This window comes from Sphingomonas sp. BL-S-25, from assembly GCF_055521555.1.
In genome coordinates, this window is record NZ_CM145486.1 from 4,016,747 (window position 1) to 4,039,284 (window position 22,538).

Here is a 22,538-nt window from a genome sequence, read left to right on the forward strand (position 1 = left end):
GAGCCGCCGGTTACGGAAAGCTCCGGCACTCGTCAAGTCAATCTGCCCATGCCGCGTCATCAATATGCAATTCGGCAGCCGGGCGGCTGCCCCAGTCGTCGATTTTCGCCCTTCCGGCGAGCCACAACTTGCGATGACGCGGTGCGGACAGCAGCGCCTGGCCCAGTTCGGTCTCGGCCTGGCGGAAGGCGACCGCCTTCAGGCTGCGACCGTCCTGACCCGAGACGACCAGCCGGACATGGCCGCCGCTGCCCACGACATCCGCCTTGATGATCCCCACCGGGCCCGCCACCACGCGCGGCGCGGGCCAGCCCATGCCGTACGGGCCGCCGGCCTCCATCGCTGTCACGAGTTCCGGATTGACGCCACCGGGTGCGAGCACCGCATCGAGCAGCAGCGCGCGGTCGCCCATCGCTTGCGCGATTCGCTCCGACAGCCGTTCCTCGAGAAATTCCGACAGCGCATCGACCTGCGATTCGGCGACGGTCACGCCCGCGGCCATCGCATGGCCGCCGCCCGCGATCAGCAATCCGGCATCCTTCGCCGCCAGGATCGCAGCGCCCAGGTCGACGCCGGGAATCGACCGTCCCGATCCCTTGCCGATCCCGTCGTCCAGCGCGATGACGAGGGCAGGGCGGCCCAGCCTCTCCTTCAGCCGGCCCGCGACGATACCGATCACGCCGGCGTGCCAGCCGGTGCCCGCGACAACCGCGACCGCGCGATTCGCCTGGCGTTCGACCAACTCGTCCGCGGCGCGCTGAACCTCCGCCTCGATCGCTCGGCGATCCTCGTTCAGCAGGTTCAGCTCCTCGGCGATCGCGCGCGCCTCGTCCGGATCGCGCGTCGTCAACAGGCGAACGCCCAGATCGGACCGGCCGACCCGCCCGCCCGCATTGATTCGCGGCCCCAGCGCGAAACCCAGGTCGGAACAGGTCGGCGCGCGGGTCAGTCGCGATGCCTGGATCAGTGCGGTCAGCCCCAAGTTGCGGCGCTGCGCCATCACCTTCAGCCCCTGCGCGACGAATGCCCGATTAAGCCCGCGCAGCGATGCGACATCGGCAACGGTGCCCAGCGCGACGATGTCGAGCAGGTCGAGGATCCGCGGCTCGGGCCGCGCCTTGAAATAGCCGCGTGTGCGCAGCGTGCGGACCAGTGCCGCACCCAGCAGCCACGCCATGCCCACCGCCGCCAGATGGCCATGTTCGGCACCCTCGACCTCGTCCAGCCGGTTGGGATTGACCAGCGAATGCGCGACCGGAAGCTCGGCGGCGCATTTGTGATGATCGCACACGATCACATCGACGCCGGCATCGCGTGCCATCTGCAGCGCCTCGAACGCCTGGGCGCCGCAATCGACCGTGACGATCAGGCTGGCGCCTTCGCCGCGCAGCCGCACCAGCGCCTCGCCCGACGGGCCATAGCCTTCCATCAGCCGGTCGGGGATATAGGGCTTCGCCTCCAGCCCCAGGTCGCGCAGCAACAGGATCAGCAGCGCGGCCGAGGTCGCACCGTCGACGTCATAGTCGCCGAAGATGGCGACCTGTTCCTTGCCTTCCACCGCATCCGCCAGCCGGTCTGCGGCCTGGTCCATGTCGCGGAAGATCGAGGGGTCGGGCATGAACGCTCGGATGCTGGGCGAGCGGTGGGCCTCGAGTTCCTCGCGCGGGCAACCCCGCGTGAGCAGCAACTGCGTTACCAGATCGTCGGGGGCAAATCCGGCATCGCGGGCATCCGCCGCCAGCCCGCGCCAGCGCCAGGCCTGGCCGGAAATCGAGCGCTGGACGTTGAGAACGAGCGTCATCGGCGGCTCAATAGGTCGGAAAGCTGGTGCGGACCCAGTCGCGTTCGCGAAACCATTTGGTGATGATGTACTTGGTCCCCTCGATCACCCGCATGCCTTCATGCAGCGTGTCGAAATTGCCCGTCCCGTCGGGCTTCATATTGTTCCAGATGACCAGCAGGCCCTTCTTAGGCGCGACGCGGAAGCCGGCGCGCGGAAACCAGGTGGCGCCGCCTTCCTCGACATCGTTGAGATAGGCCATCGCCGTCCAGGTCCGCTGCCCACCGGCATTGACCATGTCCGCCCAATAACCTTGCTGCTCGTGAAAATAGTCGCAATGCGCCTTGAACTGCTGGCCGGGGGCATAGCGCTGACCCTGCATCGTCTCCCCCTGTGCATGGGGAATGCCGAGCAGATCGGCCAGGCCGTTGTCGAGCGGCTCGATCTCGGGCGACCAGCGATCGAGATCGCAGCTTTCGGAGGTGCGGAATTCCGGGTCGTCATGCGTCGCGAGCAGGGTCGAGGGCCGCCGGTTGGCGTCGATCAGCCTGATCAGCGTCTCGCACTGCGCATCACTGAAATAGTTGGGATAGAGATAGAGTTGCGCCGCCTCGACCGGGGCGCGGCGGATCGCGGGGTTGGACTCCAGCCGCTCGGTGACCTTGCGCGCTGCCTTGGCGCGCAGCGCCGCGTCATTGGGTTTGCGGGAAAACAGACTCATCGCGTCCCAGATTGCGCCGCGCGACCGGATTGGCAAGGGGCCGCCCGATTTCCTCGGCCGCCATGCGAAAAAGCCCGGCCCGCTTGCGCGGACCGGGCTTTTCAGTCGACGTCGCCGACGATGAGCGGCGCTTACCAGAAGATGTCATACTCGACATCGACCACCGTCCCGGTCCGCATATCGACCAGCAGCGCGTCGTTATAGTAACGCACCCAGCGATAGGCGCCATAGGCGGGCGGAAGGCGGTAGTAGAACGGATCGTTGATCCAGTAATCTGGCGCAAACAGCAGCGATCCCAACGTCACGCCGATCGAGAAGCGCGAATATCCGTAATTATAGCCACGCGGCGCGTAATAGCGGGGTAGGCGGTAGATATTGCGGTTCGAATTGCGATAGTTCCGCCAGTTGTAGCGATTGTCGCGCCGCCAACTATTCGACCAGCGCCGACTGTCGTTCCACGATCCACGGTTGCGGTCATTGTCGCGCCAGTCGCCATAGCGGCGGCTGAACTGCGATCCGCGGTTATTGTCCCAGCGTCCCCGATCATCGCGGTTGCGCCAGTCGCGCCCGTTCTGGCCGCGATTGCCCCAGTTGCGGTCGCGACCGTCTCGGCCATCGCGGTTGCGCCAGTCCTGGTTCGGCGGACGCTGCGGTCCGACCACGCCCGAGGCGCCGCCCGGACCACGATCGCCGCGGTTCCACCCGTTCGGCTGACCGGGACGGTCGGGACGCTGCCAATTGCCGCGATCCCCATTCCACTGCGGGCGCGGTGCGGGCTGACCCGGCTGCGCCTGCGGGCGATCGGGGCGCTGCCAGTTGCCGCGATTGCCGTTCCACTGCGGGCGCTGCGCCGGCTGGCCGGGCTGTGCCTGGGGCCGGTCCGGTCGCTGCCAGTTGCCGCGGGGCGGCTGCTGTTGCGGCTGGGCAGGGCGGGTCCAGCCCTGCTGACCGCGATCGCCGCGGTTCCAGTTGCGCTGCTGCGGCGCCTGCTGGCGCTGGCCGCCATTGTCGGACCGCTGGCGCCATTCGCCGCCGCCGCGGTCGCCCCGGCCCCGATCTTGCGCAAGCGCAGGCGGCACCAGGGCCGTTGCGGCGATCAGTGCCGCGATGATGGGCTTGAACATTGTCTCGTCTCCGCTCGTCCGGCGGGGTGCCGGTGCTCTCGTACAGTTGGCGTCTAGATGAACCGGTATGTCATCAGGCTGAACTGTACTGACAGCAGATTGAAAGCTTTAACTTTTTTCAAAACCAGGAACGTTCTCCTCACCGCGTGAGATCCGCGCTGCGTGCTCGATTGCGGAAATCAGCCTCGGATAGATGCCGCAGCGGCAGATATTGGTCAGCGCTTCCTTGATGTCGGCCTCGCTAGGCGACCGGTTGTTTCGCAGCAGGATCGATGCCGCCATCACGACTCCGGGGATGCAGTAGCCGCATTGTGGAACATTGGCGGCGATAAAGGCTTGCTGCACCGGATGGCTGCGATCTTCGGACAAGCCCTCGATCGTCGTCACGAACGTGCCTTCCAGCGCTCCGATCGGTTCCTGGCACGCCAGCCGCACGGTGCCGTCGATATCGACCGTGCATGCGCCGCATGTCCCCGTGCCGCAGCCATATTTGGTGCCGGTCAGGTTCGAGGCATCGCGCAGCGCCCATAGCAGCGGAGTGCGCGGGTCCAGCTTATATTCGACCGGCTTGTTGTTCACGGTGAAGCGCGTCATCGCATCGGTCCTAGCTTCAAAGTCGCCGATCCGAAACGGGTCGTTTCCGGATCGAAGATTGAACGAACCGGCGTCCATCTCGACATTCAAGTGCATGACCCAACCCACGCTCTTCATCCCGCACGGCGGCGGCCCATGTTTCTTCATGGACCCGGACGGCGGACCACCCGACCCCATGTGGCGCCCGATGCAGGCCTATCTGGCCGGACTGATCGCCAGCCTGCCCGAGCGCCCCAGGGCGATCCTGCTGGTCTCCGGCCATTGGGAGGAGAAGGACGTCACCGTTCATCTGGGCGACGGTCAGCCCCTGCTCTTCGACTATTACGGCTTTCCCGAACACACCTATCGCCTCGACTGGCAGGCGCCCGGCGCGCCCGATATCGGGCTGCGGGCGAAAGCGCTGATCGAGGCTGCCGGCTTTCCGGTCGGCATCGAACGCGAGCGGGGCTGGGACCACGGCGTCTTCATTCCCATGATGGTCGCGGTCCCGGGTGCCGATATTCCGCTGGTCCAGCTGTCGCTGCGCCGGGATCTCGACCCCGCGGCGCACATCGCGATCGGCCGGGCACTCGCCCCGCTGCGCGATGAGGGCGTGCTGATCGTCGGATCGGGCATGAGCTTCCACAATCTGCGTGCCCGCGGACCGCAGGTTACAGCGACTGCCGGCGAATGGGACGATGCGCTTACCGCAGCCGTAACGGACGCTGATCCCGCGCGCCGGGCAGAGCGTGTCGCGGCCTGGGCCGACCTTCCCCATGCGCAATTCGCCCATCCGCGCGAGGAGCATCTCCTGCCGCTGATGGTCGCGCTGGGAGCGGGCGGCGCCGACCCCGCGGTCCGCGACTATCGCGACGTGGTGATGGGCTGGGTCGTTTCGGGCTACCGGTTCGGCTGAGCCTCGCTCAGTCGCGCCAGCTCTTGTCGGTGCGGTCGACCAGGCGGACCATCGCCGCGAAGTCGGCCGCTCCGGGCCCACCCGGAACCTGTGCCATGTGCAGGTCGCGCTGATGGACCGCGACGACCTCGTCCGAGACCGGCAGTGGCCGGCCCATCGACAGTGTCGCGACCTGGATCTCGCAGGCGCGCTGCAGCGACCAATGCTTGATGAACGCCTCGGGCAGGGTGCGGCCCATGACCAGGATGCCGTGGTTGCGCAGCAGCATCATGCGCTTGTCGCCCAGATTGGCGAGCAGTCGCTCGCCTTCCTCGTCCCGCACCGTCACGCCTTCGAAATCATGATAGGCGAGCTGGCCGATGAAATTGCACGCATAGAAATTGACCGGCTGAAGCCCGCCCTCGAGGCTCGACACTGCCATGCCCGCGGTGGTGTGGGTGTGCATGATGCAATGCGCATCGGGCAGATGGCGGTGGAACAGCGCGTGCTGGACGAAACCGGCGCGGTTCACGGGGTAGGGGCTGTCGTCCAGCTTGTTGCCGTCGATGTCGATCTTGACCAGGTTCGATGCCTTCACCTCGCTGAAGTGCAGCCCGAACGGGTTGATCAGGAACGCGCCTTCCTCGCCCGGCACCTTCAGCGTGATGTGGTTGTAGATCATCTCGGACCAGCCGAGCATGTCGAACACCCGGTAGCAGGCGGCGAGCTGCTGGCGCGCTTCCCACTCTGCCTCGGTGACCTGCGGACGCGACTGGAGCGCGGTTGCCATGATCCTCTCCTCGATCTTTCGTAATCGCGGTATGCCACGGACGCAGCCCCGGCGGCAACTGTTCGCCTTCAGCCCGCGCCCGGCTGACTGCGCCGCCGCTCGAGCTCGGCGACGATCGCGGCATGGGCGTGGCGGGTGAGGGGATTGAACCACATCACCGCCGCCGACAGCGCGAAGAAGCCGATCGGCAACAGGATGACCGACCAGCGGATGCCTTCCAGCGTGGCTGCGCTCTGCGGCACATTGGCGACATAGCCGACCGAGGCGAGCGCGGTGCCGAACAGCCCGGTCGCCGCGCCGATCGCGATGCGCTGAAGCAGCGCCGCCAGGCCGAACACCGTGCCCTCGACGCGCAGCCCGGTTGTCCGTTCGCCATATTCGATCGTGTTGGGCAGCATCGCCCAGAAGATGATGTTGAGCCCGGTCATCGCCATTTGCAGCCCCATCATGAACGAATGGGTGGAGAGGGTCCGCAGCGGATGGGCGATCGCGAAGCCGATCAGGATCGCGATCCCGGCCGCGGTCGCGAGGAACCAGGTGCCGCGATTGCCCAGCCACCGCCGCGCCAGGATCCAGACTGGCACCGCGGCGACGCCGGCCAGGCCCATCATGCCCAGCGCGTCGCGCCCCGCCGCCTCGTCGCCGAGCAGATATTTATAGTAATAGAGCACCGACTTGTTCAGCACGGTCGACGCCGCGACCATCGCCATCATCGCACCGCTGAGCGTCAGGAAGGCCCGGTTGCTCGCCAGGCTCGCGACGCACTGCGCCAGTGAGGGTGCTGGTCCGCGATCGCCGACCGGCAGTTCTCGCACGGTGCAGCCGACCAGGACGAGCAGCGCGGTGCCGATCAGGCCGAAGGCGATCGCGGCGGCGAAATAGACATGGGCGATGTCGCCGGCGGCGAACCAGCCGCCGATCCGCATGAGGCCCTGCGTGACCACGAACAGCGCGGCGGTGCCGAACAGCACCCGCAGCCCGGCCACAAGCGCGCGGTCGCCGCTATCTTGGCTGATCCGCGCCGACATGGCGAGATAGGGTACGTTCACGAACGCATAGGCGGTGCGGAACAGGATATGGCCGAGCAGGACCAGACCTGCCGCCCACCAGACATCCGGCGGCGGCAGATACATGATGGCAAAGGACAGCCCCAGCGGCGCAGCGCCCAGCACCAGCCAGCGAGAATGGCCCCGCCGCGCGCCGCCGGCATCGACCACCATTCCGGCCACCAGGTTGACGATCCCGTCCCAGATCGACGCGATCAGATAGGTGAGCGCAGCCGTCTCGACCGGCAGCCGGATCGCGTCGGTGTAATAGAAGAGCAGGAACAGCGCGACGCTCTGCCAATAGAGATTGAAGGCGAAGTCGCCCGACGCGAACAGCAGCAGCCGCAGGCGCGTGGGTCGTCCGGAATCGGGCGGAACATTCGAAGTCACCGGGCGCAGTCGATAATCGGACCTGCGCCGGAGTCCAGCAGTCGCGTCGGCCACAGGTGCTTGCCGCCAGGGCTTTATCTGGGTCGACCGGCAATTCATGCGTCTCAACTCAAGTCGCTTGCCGGGGACGGGATTTCGGCTAGGCTTTGTGAACCGAGGGCGACGGGGAATGAGCCGGCACACGTTCGTGTCCGGCCCATTGGGTTGCGCATGTCCTTTTTGCGTAATGACTAGGGAGAGTTGCGAAGATGGCGATCAGTCTTTCCAAGGGCCAGAAGATCTCGCTCAGCAAGGCCGGCGGCGACGGCCTCAGCGTCGTCGCGTTCGGCGTGGGCTGGGACGTCCGCAAGTCGGGCGGATTCCTCAAGGGCCTGTTGGGAGGCGGCAATGACAGCATCGATCTCGATGCGTCCTGCCTCGTCTATGCCGGCCGCGACATGGTCGATGCGGTCTGGTTCCGCCAGCTGCGCAGCCAGGACGGCAGCATCCAGCATTCGGGAGACAACCGTACCGGCGAGGGCGATGGCGACGACGAGACGATCGTCGTCCGGCTGAACGACCTGCCGCCGAATGTCGATACGCTGGTCCTGACGGTCAACAGCTTCACGGGCGATGCGTTCGACCGCGTCGATAATGCCTATTGCCGCGCCTATGACCATAATAGCGGCACCGAACTCGGCCGCATCTCGCTGTCCGAGGCGGGGTCGCACACCGGACTGGTGCTCGGCGCGGTGCGCAAGACGGGATCGACCTGGGAATTCAAGGCGATTGGCGAGCGCGCCGCCGGCCGGACCTTCCACGACATGGCCGGTCAGCTCGACCGGATCGTCGCGTCCTACTGAACGACCCGAGGGCGATATCATGCAGCTTGGCAAGGGCGAGAAGCGCCCGCTGGCCGATCTCGGCGCGGGAGCGTCGGTCCAGGTGCGCGTCGATTTCGGCCGCGCCGGGACCGACATCGCCGCCTTCGGGCTGAAGGCGGGGCGCCAGATCGGGGACGATCGCTATGTCGTCCTCTTCAGCAACCCGTCCTCGCCGCGCGGCGAGATCCGGCTGGCGTCGGACGCCGCGTCGGCGCGGTTCGACATCGATACCGCGGCCTTGCCGGCGGAAATCGAGCGTGTCGTAATCACGGCGACGCATGACGATGTCCCGGTCGCGCAATGCGGACCGATCATCGTGACTGCCGGCAACGCCACTTTCGACGCGGGCGCGGTCCTGTCGGCCGAGAAGGCGGTGATGCTGGTCGAACTCTATCGCCATAATGGCGCATGGCGGTTCGGCACGATCGCGCAGGGCTTCAACGGCGGGCTGGCCGAACTGATCGGTCATTTCGGTGGCGAGGTGGACGCGCCTGCAGCGCCAGCGCCCGTGCCGGCACCGGCGCCCGCCGCGGCGCCGCGCCCGGCTCCGGTCCCACCGCCGCCGCCGCCGGCCGCTGCGCCGATCAGCCTCCAGAAGATCACGCTCGAAAAGAGCAAGTCGATCAGCCTGGCGAAGAAGGGCGCGTCGTTCGGCGAGATCGAGCTCAACCTCAACTGGAACCAGGGCAAGCGCGGCTTCTTCGGCGGCGGCTCGGTGGATCTCGACCTGGGCTGCATGTTCGAATTCCACGACGGCTTCAAGGGATGCATCCAGGCGCTTGGACGCCAGTTCGGCAATTACGACCAGGAACCGTTCATCCAGCTTTCGGGGGACGATCGCACCGGATCGGTCACCGGCGGGGAAACGATCCGCGTCAATGGCCGTTACTTCGACAAGATCAAGCGGCTCGGCGTGTTCGCGCTCATCTATGAGGGCGTACCCGACTGGCAGAAGACCGATGCCGTCGCGACGCTGCGCATCCCGGACAATCCCGAGGTGATCGTCCAGATGAGCGAGCATGGCAGCCGGCTGCCGCTGTGCGGGCTCGCGCTGATCGACAATGACAATGGTCAGCTCAAGCTGACCAACTGGATGCGGATGTACCGCGACCAGAGAGAATATGCCGACGATATCGGCATCTTCCTGCGTTGGGCCGCAGGACGGAAATAGGTTTGGGGGAAACATGAAGGGCTTGATGAAGAATTTCGGGGGGTCGCTGGTCTTCACCATCGTCTGCCTCGCGCTGGCAGGATGGATCGGCTGGAGCCAGGGCGGGCTTCAGATGGCGTTGCAGCTCGTCTTCATTGCGGGCGTGCTGGGCGTGATGGAAACCTCGCTCAGCCTCGACAATGCCGTGGTGAACGCGACGGTCCTGAAGGACATGGACCCGGTGTGGCAGCGGCGCTTCCTCACCTGGGGCATCGCGATCGCGGTGTTCGGCATGCGCATCGTGTTCCCGCTGGCGATCGTCAGCATCGCCGGCTGGATCTCGCCCTGGGCGGCGCTCGACATCGCGCTGACCGACCGCGAGCGCTACGAGGCGGTCGTCACCGGCGCGCATATCGGCATTTCGGGCTTTGGCGGCGCCTTCCTGCTGCTGGTCGGTCTCAACTTCTTCCTGTCGGGCGAGAAGGAGCATCACTGGATCCCGTTCCTCGAAAAGCCGGCAGCGGCGCTGTCGAGCATTCCGTTCGGGCCCTATGTCGCCGCGCTGGTCATCACCGGAGTCGTCTCGTTCCTGTGCCCGCCGGACGAGCAGGTCTCGTTCCTGATTGCCGCCGTCTCGGGTATCGCCGTCTATTTCGGTGTCCAGTTGCTGGGCGACATGATGAGCAGCAAGGACGAGGCGGGGCAGGTCGTTCGGTCGGGTGCGGCCGGGTTCGTCTATCTCGAATTCCTCGACGCCTCCTTCTCGTTCGACGGCGTGATCGGCGCGTTCGCGATCACCAACGACATCCTGATCATCGCCCTGGGCCTTGGCATCGGCGCGATGTTCGTCCGCTCGATGACGATCGCGCTGGTTCGCGGCGGCCATCTCGCCGAATATCGCTATCTGGAACATGGTGCGTTCTGGGCGATCATCGCGCTTGCCGCGATCATGCTGCTCAGCGTGCGCTTCCACATTCCCGAGGTCGTCACCGGCCTGATCGGCGCGCTGCTGATCGCCGCTGCCTGGCGCAGCTCGGTCGCGCATCGCCGCCGCCATCCGGAAGAATATCTCGATGACGAGGATGGTGAGGGTGTCCTCCCCAACGGGAAGATCGTGACACCGAACTGAAACCTTGTCCGAAGATAACCGGTCGCATTCCGGCAGCGACCAGCGACCTCGTGTCGCGATCGCCGGAAACGAAATGAAACGAAACTAGAGGAAGGACGATTATGGCCATCTCACTCGCCAAGGGCCAGCGCATCAGCCTGGACAAGACCGCCCCCGGCCTGACGGTCGCGCAGATCGGCCTGGGCTGGGACGTGCGCCAGACCGACGGCGCCGAGTTCGATCTCGACGCATCGGTCATCCTGTGCGGCGCCGACGGCAAGGCCAAGGGCATCGAGCATTTCTGCTTCTACAACAACAAGTCGCTGTTCGGCGGCGCGGTCGAGCATCTCGGCGACAACCGCACGGGTGAAGGCGATGGCGACGACGAGACGATCAAGGTCGATCTCGCCCGCCTCCCGGCCGACATCTCCAAGGCAGTCGTGATCGTGACGATCGACCAGGCCGACCAGCGCCGCCAGTCGTTCGGCCAGGTCGAGTCCGCCTATGTCCGCGTCGTCGATGCGGCGAACGGCCAGGAGGCGCTGCGCTTCGACCTGACCGAGGACGCCTCGACCGAGACCGCGATGATCTTCGCCGAACTCTATCGCAAGGATGGCGGCTGGTCGTTCAACGCGATGGGCCAGGGCAAGGCCGGCGGCCTGGCCGCGGTCGCGGGCATCTACGGCCTCGACGCCGCCTGACGTCAACCGGAACTCGGGACGGGGAGTGGGGCTCGCGCACCGCTCCCCGTCTTCATGCAGGGAACACGACGAAGTGCGATTGTGGATCAATCGGGGATTCTCCATTCGCGAGCTGGCACCGATGATGCTGGCCGCCGACCCCGATCTCGAATTGTTCATGAACGAGCGGCAGCTGCCGGCCTCGTCCGGCCGCGTCACAGGCTTGCCCGAGCCGGAAACGGCGATCGAAGCAGCGCAGATGGTGGCCGATTACCGGATCGACATCGTCTGGCCGCAGCGCCGCCACGCGCTGTTCGCTGACGCGCTCGCACCGGACAGGATCGAGCTGCCGGCGGGCACCGACGCGCTCGCGACCATCGCCAGCAAGGCGGACTTCGCGACCACGCTGGCCAACTGGGCCGATGACGCCGCGCTGCCGACCGAGCGCTTCGCGACCCTCGCTGAGTTCGATGATGCGGTCGCACGCCTCGCGCCATTCGGCTCCCTTTGCGCCAAGCCGGAGGTGGGCGTGTTCGGCCATGGCTTCTGGCGCCTGGTGCCCGGCACCGCCCTGTCGCAACTGGCCGAGCCCGATCGTCGTGAGATCGATCTTGCCGCGTTCCGCTGGCTGGTGGCCGAGGCGGAGCGCAGCGACACGCTGATCCCGCATGTGCTGATGCCCTGGCTGCCGGGGCCCGAGGTCAGCATGGACCTGCTGATGTGGCGCGGCGAACTGCTTCACGGCGTCGCCCGGACCAAGACCGATATCGGCGTCCAGCACATCGCCAACGACCATGTCATGCTGCCCCATGCGGCGATGCTCGCCGGCCGCTTCGGACTGAACGGGCTGGCCAGCATCCAGTATCGCAAGGCAGTGGACGACAGCTGGCGCGTGCTGGAGATCAATCCCCGCGCCGCCGGCGGCATCGTCAACAGCGAGCTGGCCGGCGCCCGGCTCGTCGAAAGCTGGACGCGCCTGCTGACCGGGCGCCTCAAGCCCGCCGACGTGCCGCGCCCCGCGGTGGACGCGATCGTCCAGGTCGGCGAGCGGCGCGAACTGGCGATGCCGGTGCAGGCGAGGGCGGCATGAACCTGATGACCCCGCTGCCGCACCGGCACGACTTCGTGCTCGATGCGGGCACGATGCACGTTGCGATCGACCCGGACAGCGTCATGACCGATCCGGCCGGGGTCTTCGACCTCGCCAGCCGGCTGAACCGGAAGCGCGGTTTCCTCATCGTTTCCAAGCTGATCGGGCGCCATCTTCCGACGCGACCTGAAGTCATGCGCGACACGATGGCGGCGCTCGCCGGCCAATTGCCAGACCTGGGCGACGGCCCGGTGCTGTTCATCGGCATGGCGGAGACGGCGATCGGGCTGGGGCAGGGCGTTCATGCCGCCTGGTCTTGCAGGCACGATGCTCCGGCGCTGTTCCTGTCGACCACCCGCCAGACCGCGCCCGACCTCCAGGTGCTGCTGCGCTTCGAAGAGGCGCATAGCCACGCCAGCACGCATATCGTCCACGCCCCGATTGACGAGGCCGATCGGAAATTGATCGATCGTACAACAACGCTGGTGCTGATCGACGACGAGGCCTCCACCGGGCTGACGATGGACGCGCTCGAAGCCGCACTTCGCGAGCGGTTGCCGCAGCTGAAGTGCGCCTATCAGCTGGTCATTGCCGACTGGACCGAGGCTCGCGCCGGCCGCCTGTCGCTGATGCGGGGCGCGATCGACTGGGAAGCCGATAACGCTGCCGGTTTCGATGCACCGGCGCCCGAGGCCCGGCTCAACCGGCCGGGAGAGACGGTGGCAGGCGCCTCGGCGGCTCGGACCGGCTATCGGGACCTCGTTCGGGCGATCCCGCCGCTGCCACAGCTTGCGCCGAAATCGCGGGTCGTAGTGCTGGCCGATGGCGAGAATGGCTATGACGCGCTGCTGGTCGCCGAGCGGCTGGAGGCCGAAGGGCATCGCTGCGTGCTTCAGTCGATCACGCGCTCGCCCGCGGCGCTCGGTGGAGCGATGACCAGCCGGCACGCGTTCAGCGACTCGCACGGATCGGGTGCGCCCTGTTTCGCCTATAATCTTTTCCTGTCCGATCCGGATGCGATCGTCTGCGTGGTCGAGCGCATTGCATGCCAGCGTGCGGAGCTGGAGGAGGCGGCGCGCGATGCCGCCCGACCCGTGTCGATCCATATCGTCGAGGTATCGAAGTGAAGCCGTTCATCCTGACCGATCTCGACGATTGCCTGTTCGGCACCCGGCGCAAGGTGCCCGAGGACCAGAGCGAAGGGCTGACCTTGGCTAGCCGCCTGATCGACGGATCGCCCTCGGGCTATTTCACCCGGCGCCAGCAGCATATGCTCGCCAGCCTGTTCGATCTGGGCACCGTCATCCCGGTGACGGCACGGTCGCTCGACGCCTTTCGCCGCGTCGATATCGACTGGCGGGCCGAGGCGGTCTGTGCGCATGGCGGGCTGATCGTCGGCCCCGACGGGCAGGTCGATCGCGACTGGCTGGCCCAGGTTCGCGCGGTTCAGGCGGACAGCGCGCTGGACGTGGCATCGGCCTATGCGCTGCTGGAGGCGGAGATCGGCGATGCCGGCGGTTATCGCCACTGGATCGTGGACGAGCCGATCGAGGGGGAAGCGCCGCTGACCCTGTATATCGTGGTGAAGCACGAGGCGCGCGAGGAAGCGGCGCTGGCGCCGCTGGGCCTTGCGATGCGCGCTCGGCTTGGCGAGGGCTGGGCGATCCATCTCAACGGCAACAATCTGGCGATCATGCCGCGCTGGCTGGGCAAGCGAGCGGCGGTGCGCTTCCTGCTCGACCGCATCCGCGCCGAGCATCCGCACGCGCCGGTCATCGGGATGGGCGACAGCCATTCCGATATCGGTTTCCTCAGCGAGTGCGATTACATGATGACCCCGTCGCGCGGGCAGATTGCGGAAAGCATCCGGCAGGTCGAGCTCGATGCAGCCGCGTAAGGCCGAGCGGGCGGCCCCGCGCTTCTCAGGCAGCTATTCGCCGGACGATGTCCAGTTCCTCATCAAGCCTGCGCGGATCGCCCTGACTTCGGTCGAGGCTAAGGAAGATGCGATCCAGTCGGGCCGGCGCCATTATTCGGAGATGCTCTCGCCGGAGCAGGTGCCCGACGCGCGCTATCTCGAACTGTACGAGGCGGCGCTGGCCCGCAACGCCGGCAGGCTGCGTGCCGATATCTCGGTGCTGGCCGATCGCATCGTCGCGCGCGTGGGCGGCAATGCCACGCTGGTCAGCCTGGCGCGGGCAGGGACGCCGATCGGGGTGCTGCTCCTTCGTGAGCTTCGCCGCCGCGGCCATGACGCTGCCCATTACTCGATCTCGATCATCCGCGATCGCGGGATCGACGACGTGGCGCTGGCCACCATCCGCGCGGAACGCAACCCGGCCAGCGTGGTGTTCGTCGATGGCTGGACCGGCAAGGGGGCGATCCGCGGCGAGCTCGACGCGTCGCTGGCGCATGTCCCTGATTTCGTGCCTTTGCTTGCCGTCGTGGCGGACCCGGCCGGGGTGGCGGACATTGCCGCGACGCATGAGGATTATCTGATCCCGTCGGGTATCCTGAACGGGATCGTGTCCGGGCTTATCAGCCGCACCGTGCTGTCGAGCCGCTATGTCGCGCCCGGCGACTATCATGCCTGCCTGTATCTGGCGGAGCATGAAGCCGCCGATCGAAGCGCCGAGTTCATCGACGCGATCGAGGCCGCGGTCCCGATGCCGGGTACCGGCACGATCGAGGATCCGGCAACGGTTGCGGCCCGGGGCCGCGCGACGGTCGACCGGATCATGGTCGATCACGGCATCACCGACCGCAACCGGGTGAAGCCCGGCATCGCCGAGTCCACCCGCGCGATCCTGCGGCGGATGCCCGACCGCCTCTTCCTTGCCGCCGGGGACGATCCCGATCTCGCCCACCTCCGGCACCTTGCCGCCGAGCGCGGCTTGCGGATCGATCCGATGCCAGACAACTCGCCCTATCGGTCCATCACCATTATCCGGAAAGTCAGCGAATGATGCTTGGCGCGACCCTTTACGCTCCCGCCACGCGGCGGTCTGCGGTCATGGCCCTGGTCAAGGGCGAGGTGCCGGGGCTCGCCGCCGGCGTGATCTGCCTCGAGGATGCGGTGCGGGACGATGAGGTCGAGGCTGCGGCCGCGGCGCTCCCGATCCTGCTGGCCGCCGCCACCGACCAGGCGCCGCCGCTCTATGTTCGTTTCCGCGAACCCGGCCTGCTGCGCCGTCTTGCAAGCCTCGGCGCGTTGAGCGGGGTGCGCGGTATCGTCGTTCCCAAGGCCGATCCGGCGTCGCTTCCCGACTGGCTGGAGGCCGCGGCCCATGCCGGGCTGAGCGTCATGCCGACGGTCGAGACCAGGATCGCGTTCGATGCGTCGCAGCTTGGCGAGGTTCGCGCAATGCTGCTCGAAAGCCCGGCGACGATCGATATGGTGCGGATCGGCGGCAACGACCTGCTGGCCTTGCTGAACGCCCGCCGCTCGCCGCGCTACACCGCCTATGAAGGCCCCCTTGGCGGGGTGATCGGATCGATCGTGACCAGCTTCATCCCGGCCGGATTTGCGGTCAGCGCGCCAGTGTTCGAGCATTTCCTGTCGGACTCGCTGCTGGCGGACGAGTTCGACCGCGACATCGATCACGGCATGTTCAACAAGACGATCATCCATCCGCGCCAGGCGGCGGTCATCAATCGCGGGCTGATGGTCAGCGAGTTCGAGCTGGCCGAGGCACATGCGCTGCTGCGGCCCGATGCGGATGGCGTCTTCTCGGTCAATGGCAGCATGTGCGAGCCCAAGACGCATTCGCCCTGGGCGGAGACGATCCTGCGTCGCGCGGAGCGGTTCGGTGTCAGGGGCACCGATGACAGCGCTCCCGTGCCGGGAACGGATGTGCGGTTGACTGCCTGAGGAGGGGAGCAGAATGAGCGAGCTGAAGGCGGGCGAGCGGATCCGCTATGACGGCGACGAGATCCGGTTCAGGCTGAACCTGCGGCCTCAGGTCCGGCTGGCGCTGGTGACGCGCGACGGCCGCTTCGTCGATCCCGAGCCGGAGGGCGAATGGCAGGTCTTCCGCAACCTGTCGCGGCACGGCGACGATGCCGAGATCCTCGTGTTTCTCGAGGATACCGCGGTCGGCCATGCCAATGATGTCTATCCCGCGCGCATGCGGATCGGGAGCGACGAATGGTCGATGCCCGAGCCGATCGGCAGCCTGCGCTCGATCATCCTGTGCCAGCTCTATCGCAAGGATGGCGTCACCCGGCTGAAGGCATCGAACGAGGGTCACGCCTTCGGCATCGATGCCTATGCCCGGGCGCGCAATATCGAGCCGCCGCGGCGCGAGCGCAGCGCCCCGACCGATGTCCCTGGCCATCGCGACCTGCCGCCCTCACGCGGCGGACGCGGCAGCGGCAGCGGCATCCTGGTCACGCCGACGCTGATCGTGACCAACGAGCATGTATTGGAGGACGCGACCGGCTTTCGCGTACCGGTCGCGCGCGACGCATGCCGCGTGGTCGGCGTCGACCCGATGCATGACCTGGCGTTGATCGAGGGCGAATTCAGCGGCGATCCGATCCCGGTGCGGATCGCCGATCCCGTCTGGCTGGGCGAGGATATCATGGCGGCCGGCTATCCGCTCAGCGACCTGCTGGGTGCCGACCTCAAGGTCACGGGCGGTCATGTGTCCGGGCTGAAGGGCTTGGGCGGCGACCTGTCCCGCTTCCAGTTCAGCGCGCCGATCGGGTCGGGTTCATCCGGCGGCGCGGTGGTCGACAAGCAGGGGCGGCTGGTCGGCGTGACCGCCGCGTCGCTCGCGCACCAGAATGTGCGCGATCACGGCGCCAATTCGGAAAATGTGAACTTCGCTATCAAGGCGTGCCTGGTCCAGGAACTGCTGTCGGCACATGGCTTCGAATTACCGACGAACCTCAGCAGCGACGGGATGAGCCCGCGCGAACTGACCAACAGGTTGCGGCGCGGGGTGGTTCAGATCGAGGTGGCGTTCTGACGAGCGCCCTGCGCGCTCAGGAAAACGGGCTGTCGCCGTAGCGATATTCGATGAAGCCGAGATTCTGGGTGAAGGTGTCGATGTCGTCGGATGCGATCGACTTGCCCATCTCGTCGAGCCGCTTGATCATCCGGTCGAGCGCTTCGTTTAGGACGAAGCTGGCCGATTTGCCCGTGCGGCGAAAGATCTCCGCGCGGTGCTGCGCCGGGATGTCTATATAGCTGGTGACCAGCTTGGGCAGATGCTGGTCGCGCATCTGGCGGACCTCGCCGACATATTGCGCGAACTTGGCATGGCGCTGCGCCAGCGTCTCGGTTTCCTCGATCATGCCGATGATCTGGAACAGCTTGGGCCGACAGACATCGGGAATGCGCTCGTCGCGCGGATCGATCGTCGGTGACGGATCGGCTGCGGGCGGAGCGGGCGGGGTGGCCGTCGGAGCCGGCGCCGGACCCAGCGCTTTCATCAACCGATCCCAGAAGGACGACGCCATCGCTAACCAAATTCCCGAAGGGGCCAAACATGTGCGCCCGCTATAGGTGCTCGATCCCGATCGGGAAAGGCGCGGACGCGTTCTTCCATGCGATATAGGGCGCACGCCACGGCCGCCAAACCCCGGGGGACGAAGGGGCCCGCGCTGGCGGGCCCCCGGGTCGATCAGGCGCGCTTGCCGCGCAGCGTGTTGAGCACCGCGATCGCGGCCACGCCCAGCAGGGCGGCGCTCGTCCAGGGACGCGCCTTGGCAAAGCCCTTGGCCTTTTCGGTCAGCGGCGCATCGCCCGAGAAATGGGTGCGGAAGTCGTCGGTCAGCGCGGTCTTGCCGTTCGAGGTCGGAGCGGCGGTCTCTTCGGTCATGATGATCTCCAGATTGCGCGAATGCGCGGTCCGCATCCGACAACGCATGGCGGGCAAAGACGTTCTCCGCTTTCGAGCCCTCGCGAAAATTTTGGCGCCGATGCCTGTCTTGGCGACGCGTTGAACCGACATTGCCGTTTCTCGTTAAGCTGCCATGGCCCGTATCGCACATCTTTCCGACATTCATTTCGGTGCAAATGACCCCGCAATCGTCGCGGGTGTCGATGCCTGGCTGGCCGAGGCGCAGCCCGACCTCGTCATCGTCTCCGGCGACCTGACCCAGCGCGCACGGGTGGCCCAGTTCCGAGCGGCGTCCGACTGGCTGGCACGGCTGCGAGAGGCGGGCCACCGGCTGCTGGTCGTGCCGGGCAATCACGACATTCCGCTCTACGACGTGGCGCGGCGCTTCCTGGCCCCGCTCAACCGCTATCGCCGCTATATCGACGACCAGCTCTGTCCCTGGTTCGAGGATGACGATGTCGCGGTGTTGGGCCTCAACACCGCACGGTCGCTCACCTTCAAGGACGGCAGGCTGAATTCGGAGCAGATCGCGATGCTGCGCGACCGGTTCGCGCAGGTCCCGGCCCACAAGACGCGGATTCTGGTCACGCATCACCCGCTGTTCTCGATGCCGATCGGCAAGGGCAATGAGTTGAGCGAGGCAGTGGGAAGCCATGGAGCAGCGGTCGATGCGGTGTGCGAGGCCGGCGTGCGGATCGCGCTGGCCGGTCACTTCCACCGCACCTATGCCGAATCCGCGCGAAAGATGGTCGAGAAGCCGGGCGGCGCATTGGTCATCCAGGCCGGGACGACGACCTCGACCCGGCTGCGCAATGACGAGCCCCAGAGCTTCAACTGGATTCACACCACCGGCCGCGACGATATCGAGCTTCAGGTCGTGGTGTGGAACGGTACCGCGTTCGAGCGCGGCAACCATGTCCGCTACTGCTTCACCGATGGCGACTGGGTCCGGCACGAGCTGAACCAGGTCCCCAAGCCGCGCGCGGTCGCATGACCGCAAGGAGCAGCGAGCGAAAAAAGGCGCCGCGCGAGAAACCGCGCGGCGCGGGAAGGGGTCAGGCCGACTTGGGACGGCCGCGCTTCGCCGGCGGATTGCCCGTATCGGATGCCTGTGCCCGGGCAGCACGGCCACGGGCGCCGAGACCGATCTTCTTCGCCATCTCGCGACGCTGCTCCGAATAGGTCTCGGAGACCATCGGATAATCGGGCTTCAGATTATAGCGCTCGCGATACTGTTCCGGGGTGAGCCCATGCGTCGACAGGTGACGGCGCAGCGTCTTGTACGGCTTTCCGTCGATCATCGAGATGATATGGTCCTTCGACGAGAGCGACCGGCGCACCGACACGGCCGGCGTGTAGCTCTCGCCTGCCGCAACATCACCTGCGTCGGTCTCCGACGATCCGGCGGTACCGCTGGAAAGCTCGGCGATCGTGGCATGCATCGCGCGAAGAAATGCAGGAACATCATCGGCCTGAACCCGATTATTCTGATTTCCCAGCCACGCGATCGTCAGCTCGGTGGCGAGCTCCACGGCGTTCAAGGTAGTTTCATCCGACATCGGGTTATCCTTATACTTTACGGGCGCCCTAGATTCCGTAGCCCAACACTATTCCCCACCTCCGCCGTTCATGTCGCTTGTTGCGCGTCAATGCAACAGTCGGCGGGATGGAAATCGATTGGTTTACGTATTTATCCGGGATCATCTGCGAAAATATGAATTCGCCAATGTTCGGACATCTTTTGTCGAGCTGATCTGGATCAGGGTTAGTGTCCACTCGCTGGTGGTTGTGGCTGCAGCGTGATCTGATCGCCGCAAACCACCTGACTGCTGCGAGATCATGTTCTCATCGGGTCGATCGGTGAGAAGCCCTATTGTCGCCGTGACGCGCAGGCCCGTCTTGCCCTTCGGTTCGCCGAGCGCCTGCTGCGGCTCGGCGCAGGGCGCAACCTTTTGGCGGCCGGTCCGTTGGCCCCAGGATCGGAGCATCGAAGAGCATGACTCATGCTGCCACTTTCGTAGACGCTCGCCCCATCCGCAGCCGCCTCGAGACGCTCGCCGCGCTCGATCCGGACGACCTGTCGCTGATCGACTCTGCCATCTCCGGTGCACGTCCGGTCGTGGCGCGATCGGAACTGGTTCGTGAAGGCGATCTGCTGCCAAGCCCGATGCTGCTCGTTTTCGGATGGGCGGCGCATGTCCGGCAATTGAAGGACGGGCGCCGTCAAATCCTCAGCCTGATTCTTCCCGGCGAACTGGTCGCGGTCTGTCCGCTGCGCAACTCCCATGCCGCTTCGACGGTGATCGCACTGACCGATCTGTCGATGGCGCGCCTGCCCAGGCGCAGCGACGTGTCATCCGACAGCGGGCTGCTTACCGTATACGACGCGACCATCGCGCTGGAGGAGCATCAGCTCCTGGCACAGATTACCCGGCTGGGGCGGTTGAACGCCTATGAGCGTATCGCGGATCTGTTGATCGAACTGCAGGCGCGGCTCGAGGTTAGCGGGCTGACACGAGACGGCCATTTCCGGATGCCGCTGACCCAGGACTTCCTTGCCGACCTGCTCGGGCTGACCAGCGTCCATGTGAAGCGCACGCTCCAGACGATGCGTCGCGAGGATGTGCTGACCCTGCGGAGCAGCAACGTCGAACTTCATGACCGCGAGGGACTGGCCCGGCTGGTCGACTATCGGCCTTCCCGCCTGCTGAACTGACCGACTGCGCGAGACGACCCACGCGGCGGCCGGTCTCGCGCGTGAGGCTCATGGCTCGCTTCCCGCGTCGCGGGCCCGGTCGGCCTTGCCCTGTTCCTTGTAGAGCCGCCGGGTCGCCTCTTCGGTTTCCTGCTTCTGCCGCCTGGAGGTGCGGTTGTTGAGGATCGCCCAGGCGAGCACTGCCAGCAACAGTACCGGCCCCACGATCGTCATCAGGCCATAGAGTCCCTCGATCATCGTTCGTCTCCCGTCTTGCTGTTCGAAGTGTCCGGTCTATCGGCAGGATCGTTGCCCGCGTCGCGCTCGCTCTCGGCAAAGGTTGCGACGCTTTCGCTGAAAACGCCCTGATCGACTTCGGCGAGCGGATCTTCCTCGCCGGTCATCGGGATGCCGTCGGCGTCTTCGGGTTTATGGTCGGGTCTGCCTGTCGTCATGTCCTTCTCCATTCTTCAGCCAAAGGTCGTGTCGAGGAACATCATCGCCGCGAGACCGGTCATGAGACCGGCCGTCACCCTGCCGCCGCCGCCGATCCGCGCATGCGCATCGGGCAGGATGTCCGAGACGACGACATAGATCATCGCGCCGCCGGCCAGTCCCAGGCCCCAGGGCAGGAAGGCCTGCGCCACCGTGACGATGCTGACGCCGATGAAGCCGGCGACCGGCTCGATCAGGCCCGATGCCGCAGCGGTGAGGGCGGCGGCGCGCTTGCTGTAGCCGATCGTCGTAAGCGCGACGGCGACCGCCAGTCCCTCCGGGATATTCTGCAGGCCGATGCCGAAGGCGGTGATGCGCCCTGCGGCAAAGTCGCCCGTGCCGAAGCTGACGCCGACCGCCATGCCTTCGGGGAAATTGTGCAGCATGATCGCCGCCACGAACAGCCAGACGCGCCGGAACGAGGCACGCGCGGCGATGCCCGGCGGGCCGAGTCCCAATTGCTCGAACGGCGGCAGCCAGTGATTGAGACGCGCGATGATCCACGCGCCCAGCAGGACCGCCGCCGCAGCCTGCGCCGCGGCGCCCGCCTGGCTCGATCCGCCCTCCCGTGCCGCTTCTATCGCCGGCAGGATGAGCGAAAAGAAGCTCGCCGCCATCATTACGCCGGCGGCGAAGCCGAGCAGCAGGTTCTGCCGCTCGGCACTGGGAGGCTTCATCAGCAGGACGGGGATGGCGCCCAGGGCGGTCGCCATCCCGGCACATAGACTGGCCAGCGTGCCTGCCGCGACGATCGAGCTCATCCGGCCTCAGTGGCTCGCCGTCTCGCCGGTCGCGCGCAGCGACACGAACTTGCGTACGATCGTCGGCAGCACCTTGGCCACCAGCGCCTGCATCTGCTGCTCCTCGCGCAGCGTTTCTTCCAGGATCGGAATCGCGTCGGGAACGCCGGCTTCCTCCGCCAGCGTGATGAGCGACATATAGGTCGCCACCTCGAAGCTCTCGAACGCATAATTGGCGAGGCTGTTCTTGATGATCTCGTCCGGGGCGAAACTGTGGCCCAGCGCGGCCAGATTGCCGCTGAGGCTCAGTGCCATGTCCTTCACCGCGGAAGGGCTCGCGTCCTGCGCCTCGAGCAGCCGTTCCAGCCGCTCGATCTGACGCTCGGTCTCGCCGCGGTGTGAGCGAAGCGCCTGCTCGACATCGGCATAGTTCATCAGATGCTCGATCTGCCGGTCCATCAGCGCGAGTGCCTGATGCTCGAGCGCATGCGCGTTCTTCAGCCCGGTGACGTACAGGTCCCGCGCGGTTTCGATTGCCTGGCTTGCCAT

The 22,538-nt window shown here is 66.3% G+C and carries 26 protein-coding genes; 13 read left to right on the forward strand and 13 right to left on the reverse strand.

All coding sequences use genetic code 11. From position 1 onward, the window contains the following. Positions 1–37: 37 nt before the first annotated feature. From recJ to ACZ1H8_RS19390, 4 genes are all read right to left on the reverse strand, one after another. Positions 38–1,801 (reverse strand): single-stranded-DNA-specific exonuclease RecJ, encoded by a 1,764-nt coding sequence (recJ, locus tag ACZ1H8_RS19375; RefSeq protein ID WP_465178858.1) that lies wholly within the window; start codon positions 1,799–1,801, stop codon positions 38–40. 7 nt (positions 1,802–1,808) lie between these two features. After that, entirely contained in the window at positions 1,809–2,501 is a 693-nt protein-coding gene (locus ACZ1H8_RS19380; RefSeq protein ID WP_110150326.1) for a prolyl hydroxylase family protein, read from the reverse strand. Between the two features lie 131 nt (positions 2,502–2,632). Then, positions 2,633–3,625 carry an RcnB family protein gene (locus tag ACZ1H8_RS19385; RefSeq protein ID WP_465178859.1) on the reverse strand — a complete coding sequence of 331 codons (993 nt, stop codon included), beginning with the start codon at positions 3,623–3,625 and terminating at the stop codon, positions 2,633–2,635. Positions 3,626–3,733: 108 nt separating this feature from the next. Then, complete coding sequence (locus ACZ1H8_RS19390) at positions 3,734–4,219, reverse strand: (2Fe-2S)-binding protein (protein ID WP_465181427.1); 486 nt, start codon at positions 4,217–4,219, stop codon at positions 3,734–3,736. 94 nt (positions 4,220–4,313) lie between these two features. Here ACZ1H8_RS19390 and ACZ1H8_RS19395 point away from each other — a divergent pair, with 94 nt between their 5' ends. Continuing rightward, positions 4,314–5,114 (forward strand): DODA-type extradiol aromatic ring-opening family dioxygenase, encoded by an 801-nt coding sequence (locus tag ACZ1H8_RS19395; RefSeq protein WP_465178860.1) that lies wholly within the window; start codon positions 4,314–4,316, stop codon positions 5,112–5,114. Between the two features lie 7 nt (positions 5,115–5,121). Here ACZ1H8_RS19395 and ACZ1H8_RS19400 read toward each other — a convergent pair whose 3' ends face one another. Then, on the reverse strand, positions 5,122–5,883 hold the full coding sequence (locus tag ACZ1H8_RS19400; RefSeq protein WP_465178861.1) for a class II aldolase/adducin family protein: 762 nt from the start codon (positions 5,881–5,883) through the stop codon (positions 5,122–5,124). A gap of 68 nt (positions 5,884–5,951) precedes the next feature. Then, a complete protein-coding gene (locus ACZ1H8_RS19405; protein WP_465178863.1) occupies positions 5,952–7,319 on the reverse strand; it encodes an MFS transporter in 1,368 nt (455 codons plus the stop codon). Positions 7,320–7,567: 248 nt separating this feature from the next. Here ACZ1H8_RS19405 and ACZ1H8_RS19410 point away from each other — a divergent pair, with 248 nt between their 5' ends. From ACZ1H8_RS19410 to ACZ1H8_RS19455, 10 genes are all read left to right on the forward strand, one after another. Next, positions 7,568–8,161: a TerD family protein gene (locus ACZ1H8_RS19410; protein WP_465178864.1), complete on the forward strand. Its 594-nt coding sequence runs from the start codon at positions 7,568–7,570 to the stop codon at positions 8,159–8,161. 19 nt (positions 8,162–8,180) lie between these two features. Beyond that, positions 8,181–9,353 (forward strand): TerD family protein, encoded by a 1,173-nt coding sequence (locus ACZ1H8_RS19415; RefSeq protein WP_465178865.1) that lies wholly within the window; start codon positions 8,181–8,183, stop codon positions 9,351–9,353. A gap of 25 nt (positions 9,354–9,378) precedes the next feature. Then, positions 9,379–10,461 (forward strand): DUF475 domain-containing protein, encoded by a 1,083-nt coding sequence (locus ACZ1H8_RS19420; RefSeq protein ID WP_465178866.1) that lies wholly within the window; start codon positions 9,379–9,381, stop codon positions 10,459–10,461. 101 nt (positions 10,462–10,562) lie between these two features. Beyond that, positions 10,563–11,141, forward strand: coding sequence for a TerD family protein (locus ACZ1H8_RS19425; RefSeq protein WP_465178867.1), 579 nt, complete (start codon positions 10,563–10,565; stop codon positions 11,139–11,141). 73 nt (positions 11,142–11,214) lie between these two features. Further along, positions 11,215–12,210: an ATP-grasp domain-containing protein gene (locus ACZ1H8_RS19430; RefSeq protein WP_465178868.1), complete on the forward strand. Its 996-nt coding sequence runs from the start codon at positions 11,215–11,217 to the stop codon at positions 12,208–12,210. Next, positions 12,207–13,337, forward strand: a complete 1,131-nt coding sequence (locus ACZ1H8_RS19435) for a phosphoribosyltransferase domain-containing protein (RefSeq protein ID WP_465178869.1) — start codon at positions 12,207–12,209, stop codon at positions 13,335–13,337. Before ACZ1H8_RS19430 ends, ACZ1H8_RS19435 begins: the two co-directional genes overlap by 4 nt. Next, positions 13,334–14,107 carry an HAD family hydrolase gene (locus tag ACZ1H8_RS19440; protein WP_465178870.1) on the forward strand — a complete coding sequence of 258 codons (774 nt, stop codon included), beginning with the start codon at positions 13,334–13,336 and terminating at the stop codon, positions 14,105–14,107. The genes ACZ1H8_RS19435 and ACZ1H8_RS19440 overlap by 4 nt, the downstream gene beginning before the upstream one ends. After that, the gene (locus ACZ1H8_RS19445; protein WP_465178871.1) at positions 14,094–15,176 is read left to right on the forward strand and encodes a cysteine protease StiP family protein; all 1,083 of its coding nucleotides are present in this window, start codon (positions 14,094–14,096) and stop codon (positions 15,174–15,176) included. Before ACZ1H8_RS19440 ends, ACZ1H8_RS19445 begins: the two co-directional genes overlap by 14 nt. A gap of 47 nt (positions 15,177–15,223) precedes the next feature. Beyond that, positions 15,224–16,081: an HpcH/HpaI aldolase/citrate lyase family protein gene (locus ACZ1H8_RS19450; protein WP_465178872.1), complete on the forward strand. Its 858-nt coding sequence runs from the start codon at positions 15,224–15,226 to the stop codon at positions 16,079–16,081. Positions 16,082–16,094: 13 nt separating this feature from the next. Beyond that, positions 16,095–17,183 (forward strand): S1C family serine protease, encoded by a 1,089-nt coding sequence (locus tag ACZ1H8_RS19455; protein ID WP_465178873.1) that lies wholly within the window; start codon positions 16,095–16,097, stop codon positions 17,181–17,183. Between the two features lie 16 nt (positions 17,184–17,199). On the opposite strand, the gene ACZ1H8_RS19460 is transcribed toward ACZ1H8_RS19455, so the two are convergent. Together ACZ1H8_RS19460 and ACZ1H8_RS19465 are read right to left on the reverse strand one after the other, a co-directional pair. Beyond that, on the reverse strand, positions 17,200–17,649 hold the full coding sequence (locus ACZ1H8_RS19460) for a hypothetical protein (RefSeq protein ID WP_465178874.1): 450 nt from the start codon (positions 17,647–17,649) through the stop codon (positions 17,200–17,202). Positions 17,650–17,840: 191 nt separating this feature from the next. Continuing rightward, complete coding sequence (locus ACZ1H8_RS19465) at positions 17,841–18,038, reverse strand: hypothetical protein (RefSeq protein ID WP_110150378.1); 198 nt, start codon at positions 18,036–18,038, stop codon at positions 17,841–17,843. Positions 18,039–18,192: 154 nt separating this feature from the next. Here ACZ1H8_RS19465 and ACZ1H8_RS19470 point away from each other — a divergent pair, with 154 nt between their 5' ends. Beyond that, positions 18,193–19,053: a metallophosphoesterase family protein gene (locus ACZ1H8_RS19470; protein ID WP_465178875.1), complete on the forward strand. Its 861-nt coding sequence runs from the start codon at positions 18,193–18,195 to the stop codon at positions 19,051–19,053. Positions 19,054–19,114: 61 nt separating this feature from the next. Here ACZ1H8_RS19470 and ACZ1H8_RS19475 read toward each other — a convergent pair whose 3' ends face one another. Next, positions 19,115–19,618: a Ros/MucR family transcriptional regulator gene (locus ACZ1H8_RS19475; RefSeq protein WP_465178876.1), complete on the reverse strand. Its 504-nt coding sequence runs from the start codon at positions 19,616–19,618 to the stop codon at positions 19,115–19,117. Between the two features lie 437 nt (positions 19,619–20,055). Here ACZ1H8_RS19475 and ACZ1H8_RS19480 point away from each other — a divergent pair, with 437 nt between their 5' ends. Beyond that, on the forward strand, positions 20,056–20,775 hold the full coding sequence (locus ACZ1H8_RS19480; protein ID WP_465178877.1) for a Crp/Fnr family transcriptional regulator: 720 nt from the start codon (positions 20,056–20,058) through the stop codon (positions 20,773–20,775). Between the two features lie 48 nt (positions 20,776–20,823). Here ACZ1H8_RS19480 and ACZ1H8_RS19485 read toward each other — a convergent pair whose 3' ends face one another. The 4 genes from ACZ1H8_RS19485 to ACZ1H8_RS19500 are packed head-to-tail and all read right to left on the reverse strand — an operon-like array spanning position 20,824 to position 22,538. Continuing rightward, complete coding sequence (locus ACZ1H8_RS19485) at positions 20,824–21,012, reverse strand: hypothetical protein (protein ID WP_465178878.1); 189 nt, start codon at positions 21,010–21,012, stop codon at positions 20,824–20,826. Beyond that, positions 21,009–21,221: a hypothetical protein gene (locus ACZ1H8_RS19490; RefSeq protein ID WP_465178879.1), complete on the reverse strand. Its 213-nt coding sequence runs from the start codon at positions 21,219–21,221 to the stop codon at positions 21,009–21,011. Before ACZ1H8_RS19490 ends, ACZ1H8_RS19485 begins: the two co-directional genes overlap by 4 nt. 3 nt (positions 21,222–21,224) lie before the next feature. Then, on the reverse strand, positions 21,225–22,010 hold the full coding sequence (locus tag ACZ1H8_RS19495) for a ZIP family metal transporter (protein WP_465178880.1): 786 nt from the start codon (positions 22,008–22,010) through the stop codon (positions 21,225–21,227). 6 nt (positions 22,011–22,016) lie between these two features. Continuing rightward, positions 22,017–22,538, reverse strand: coding sequence for a ferritin-like domain-containing protein (locus ACZ1H8_RS19500; RefSeq protein WP_465178881.1), 522 nt, complete (start codon positions 22,536–22,538; stop codon positions 22,017–22,019).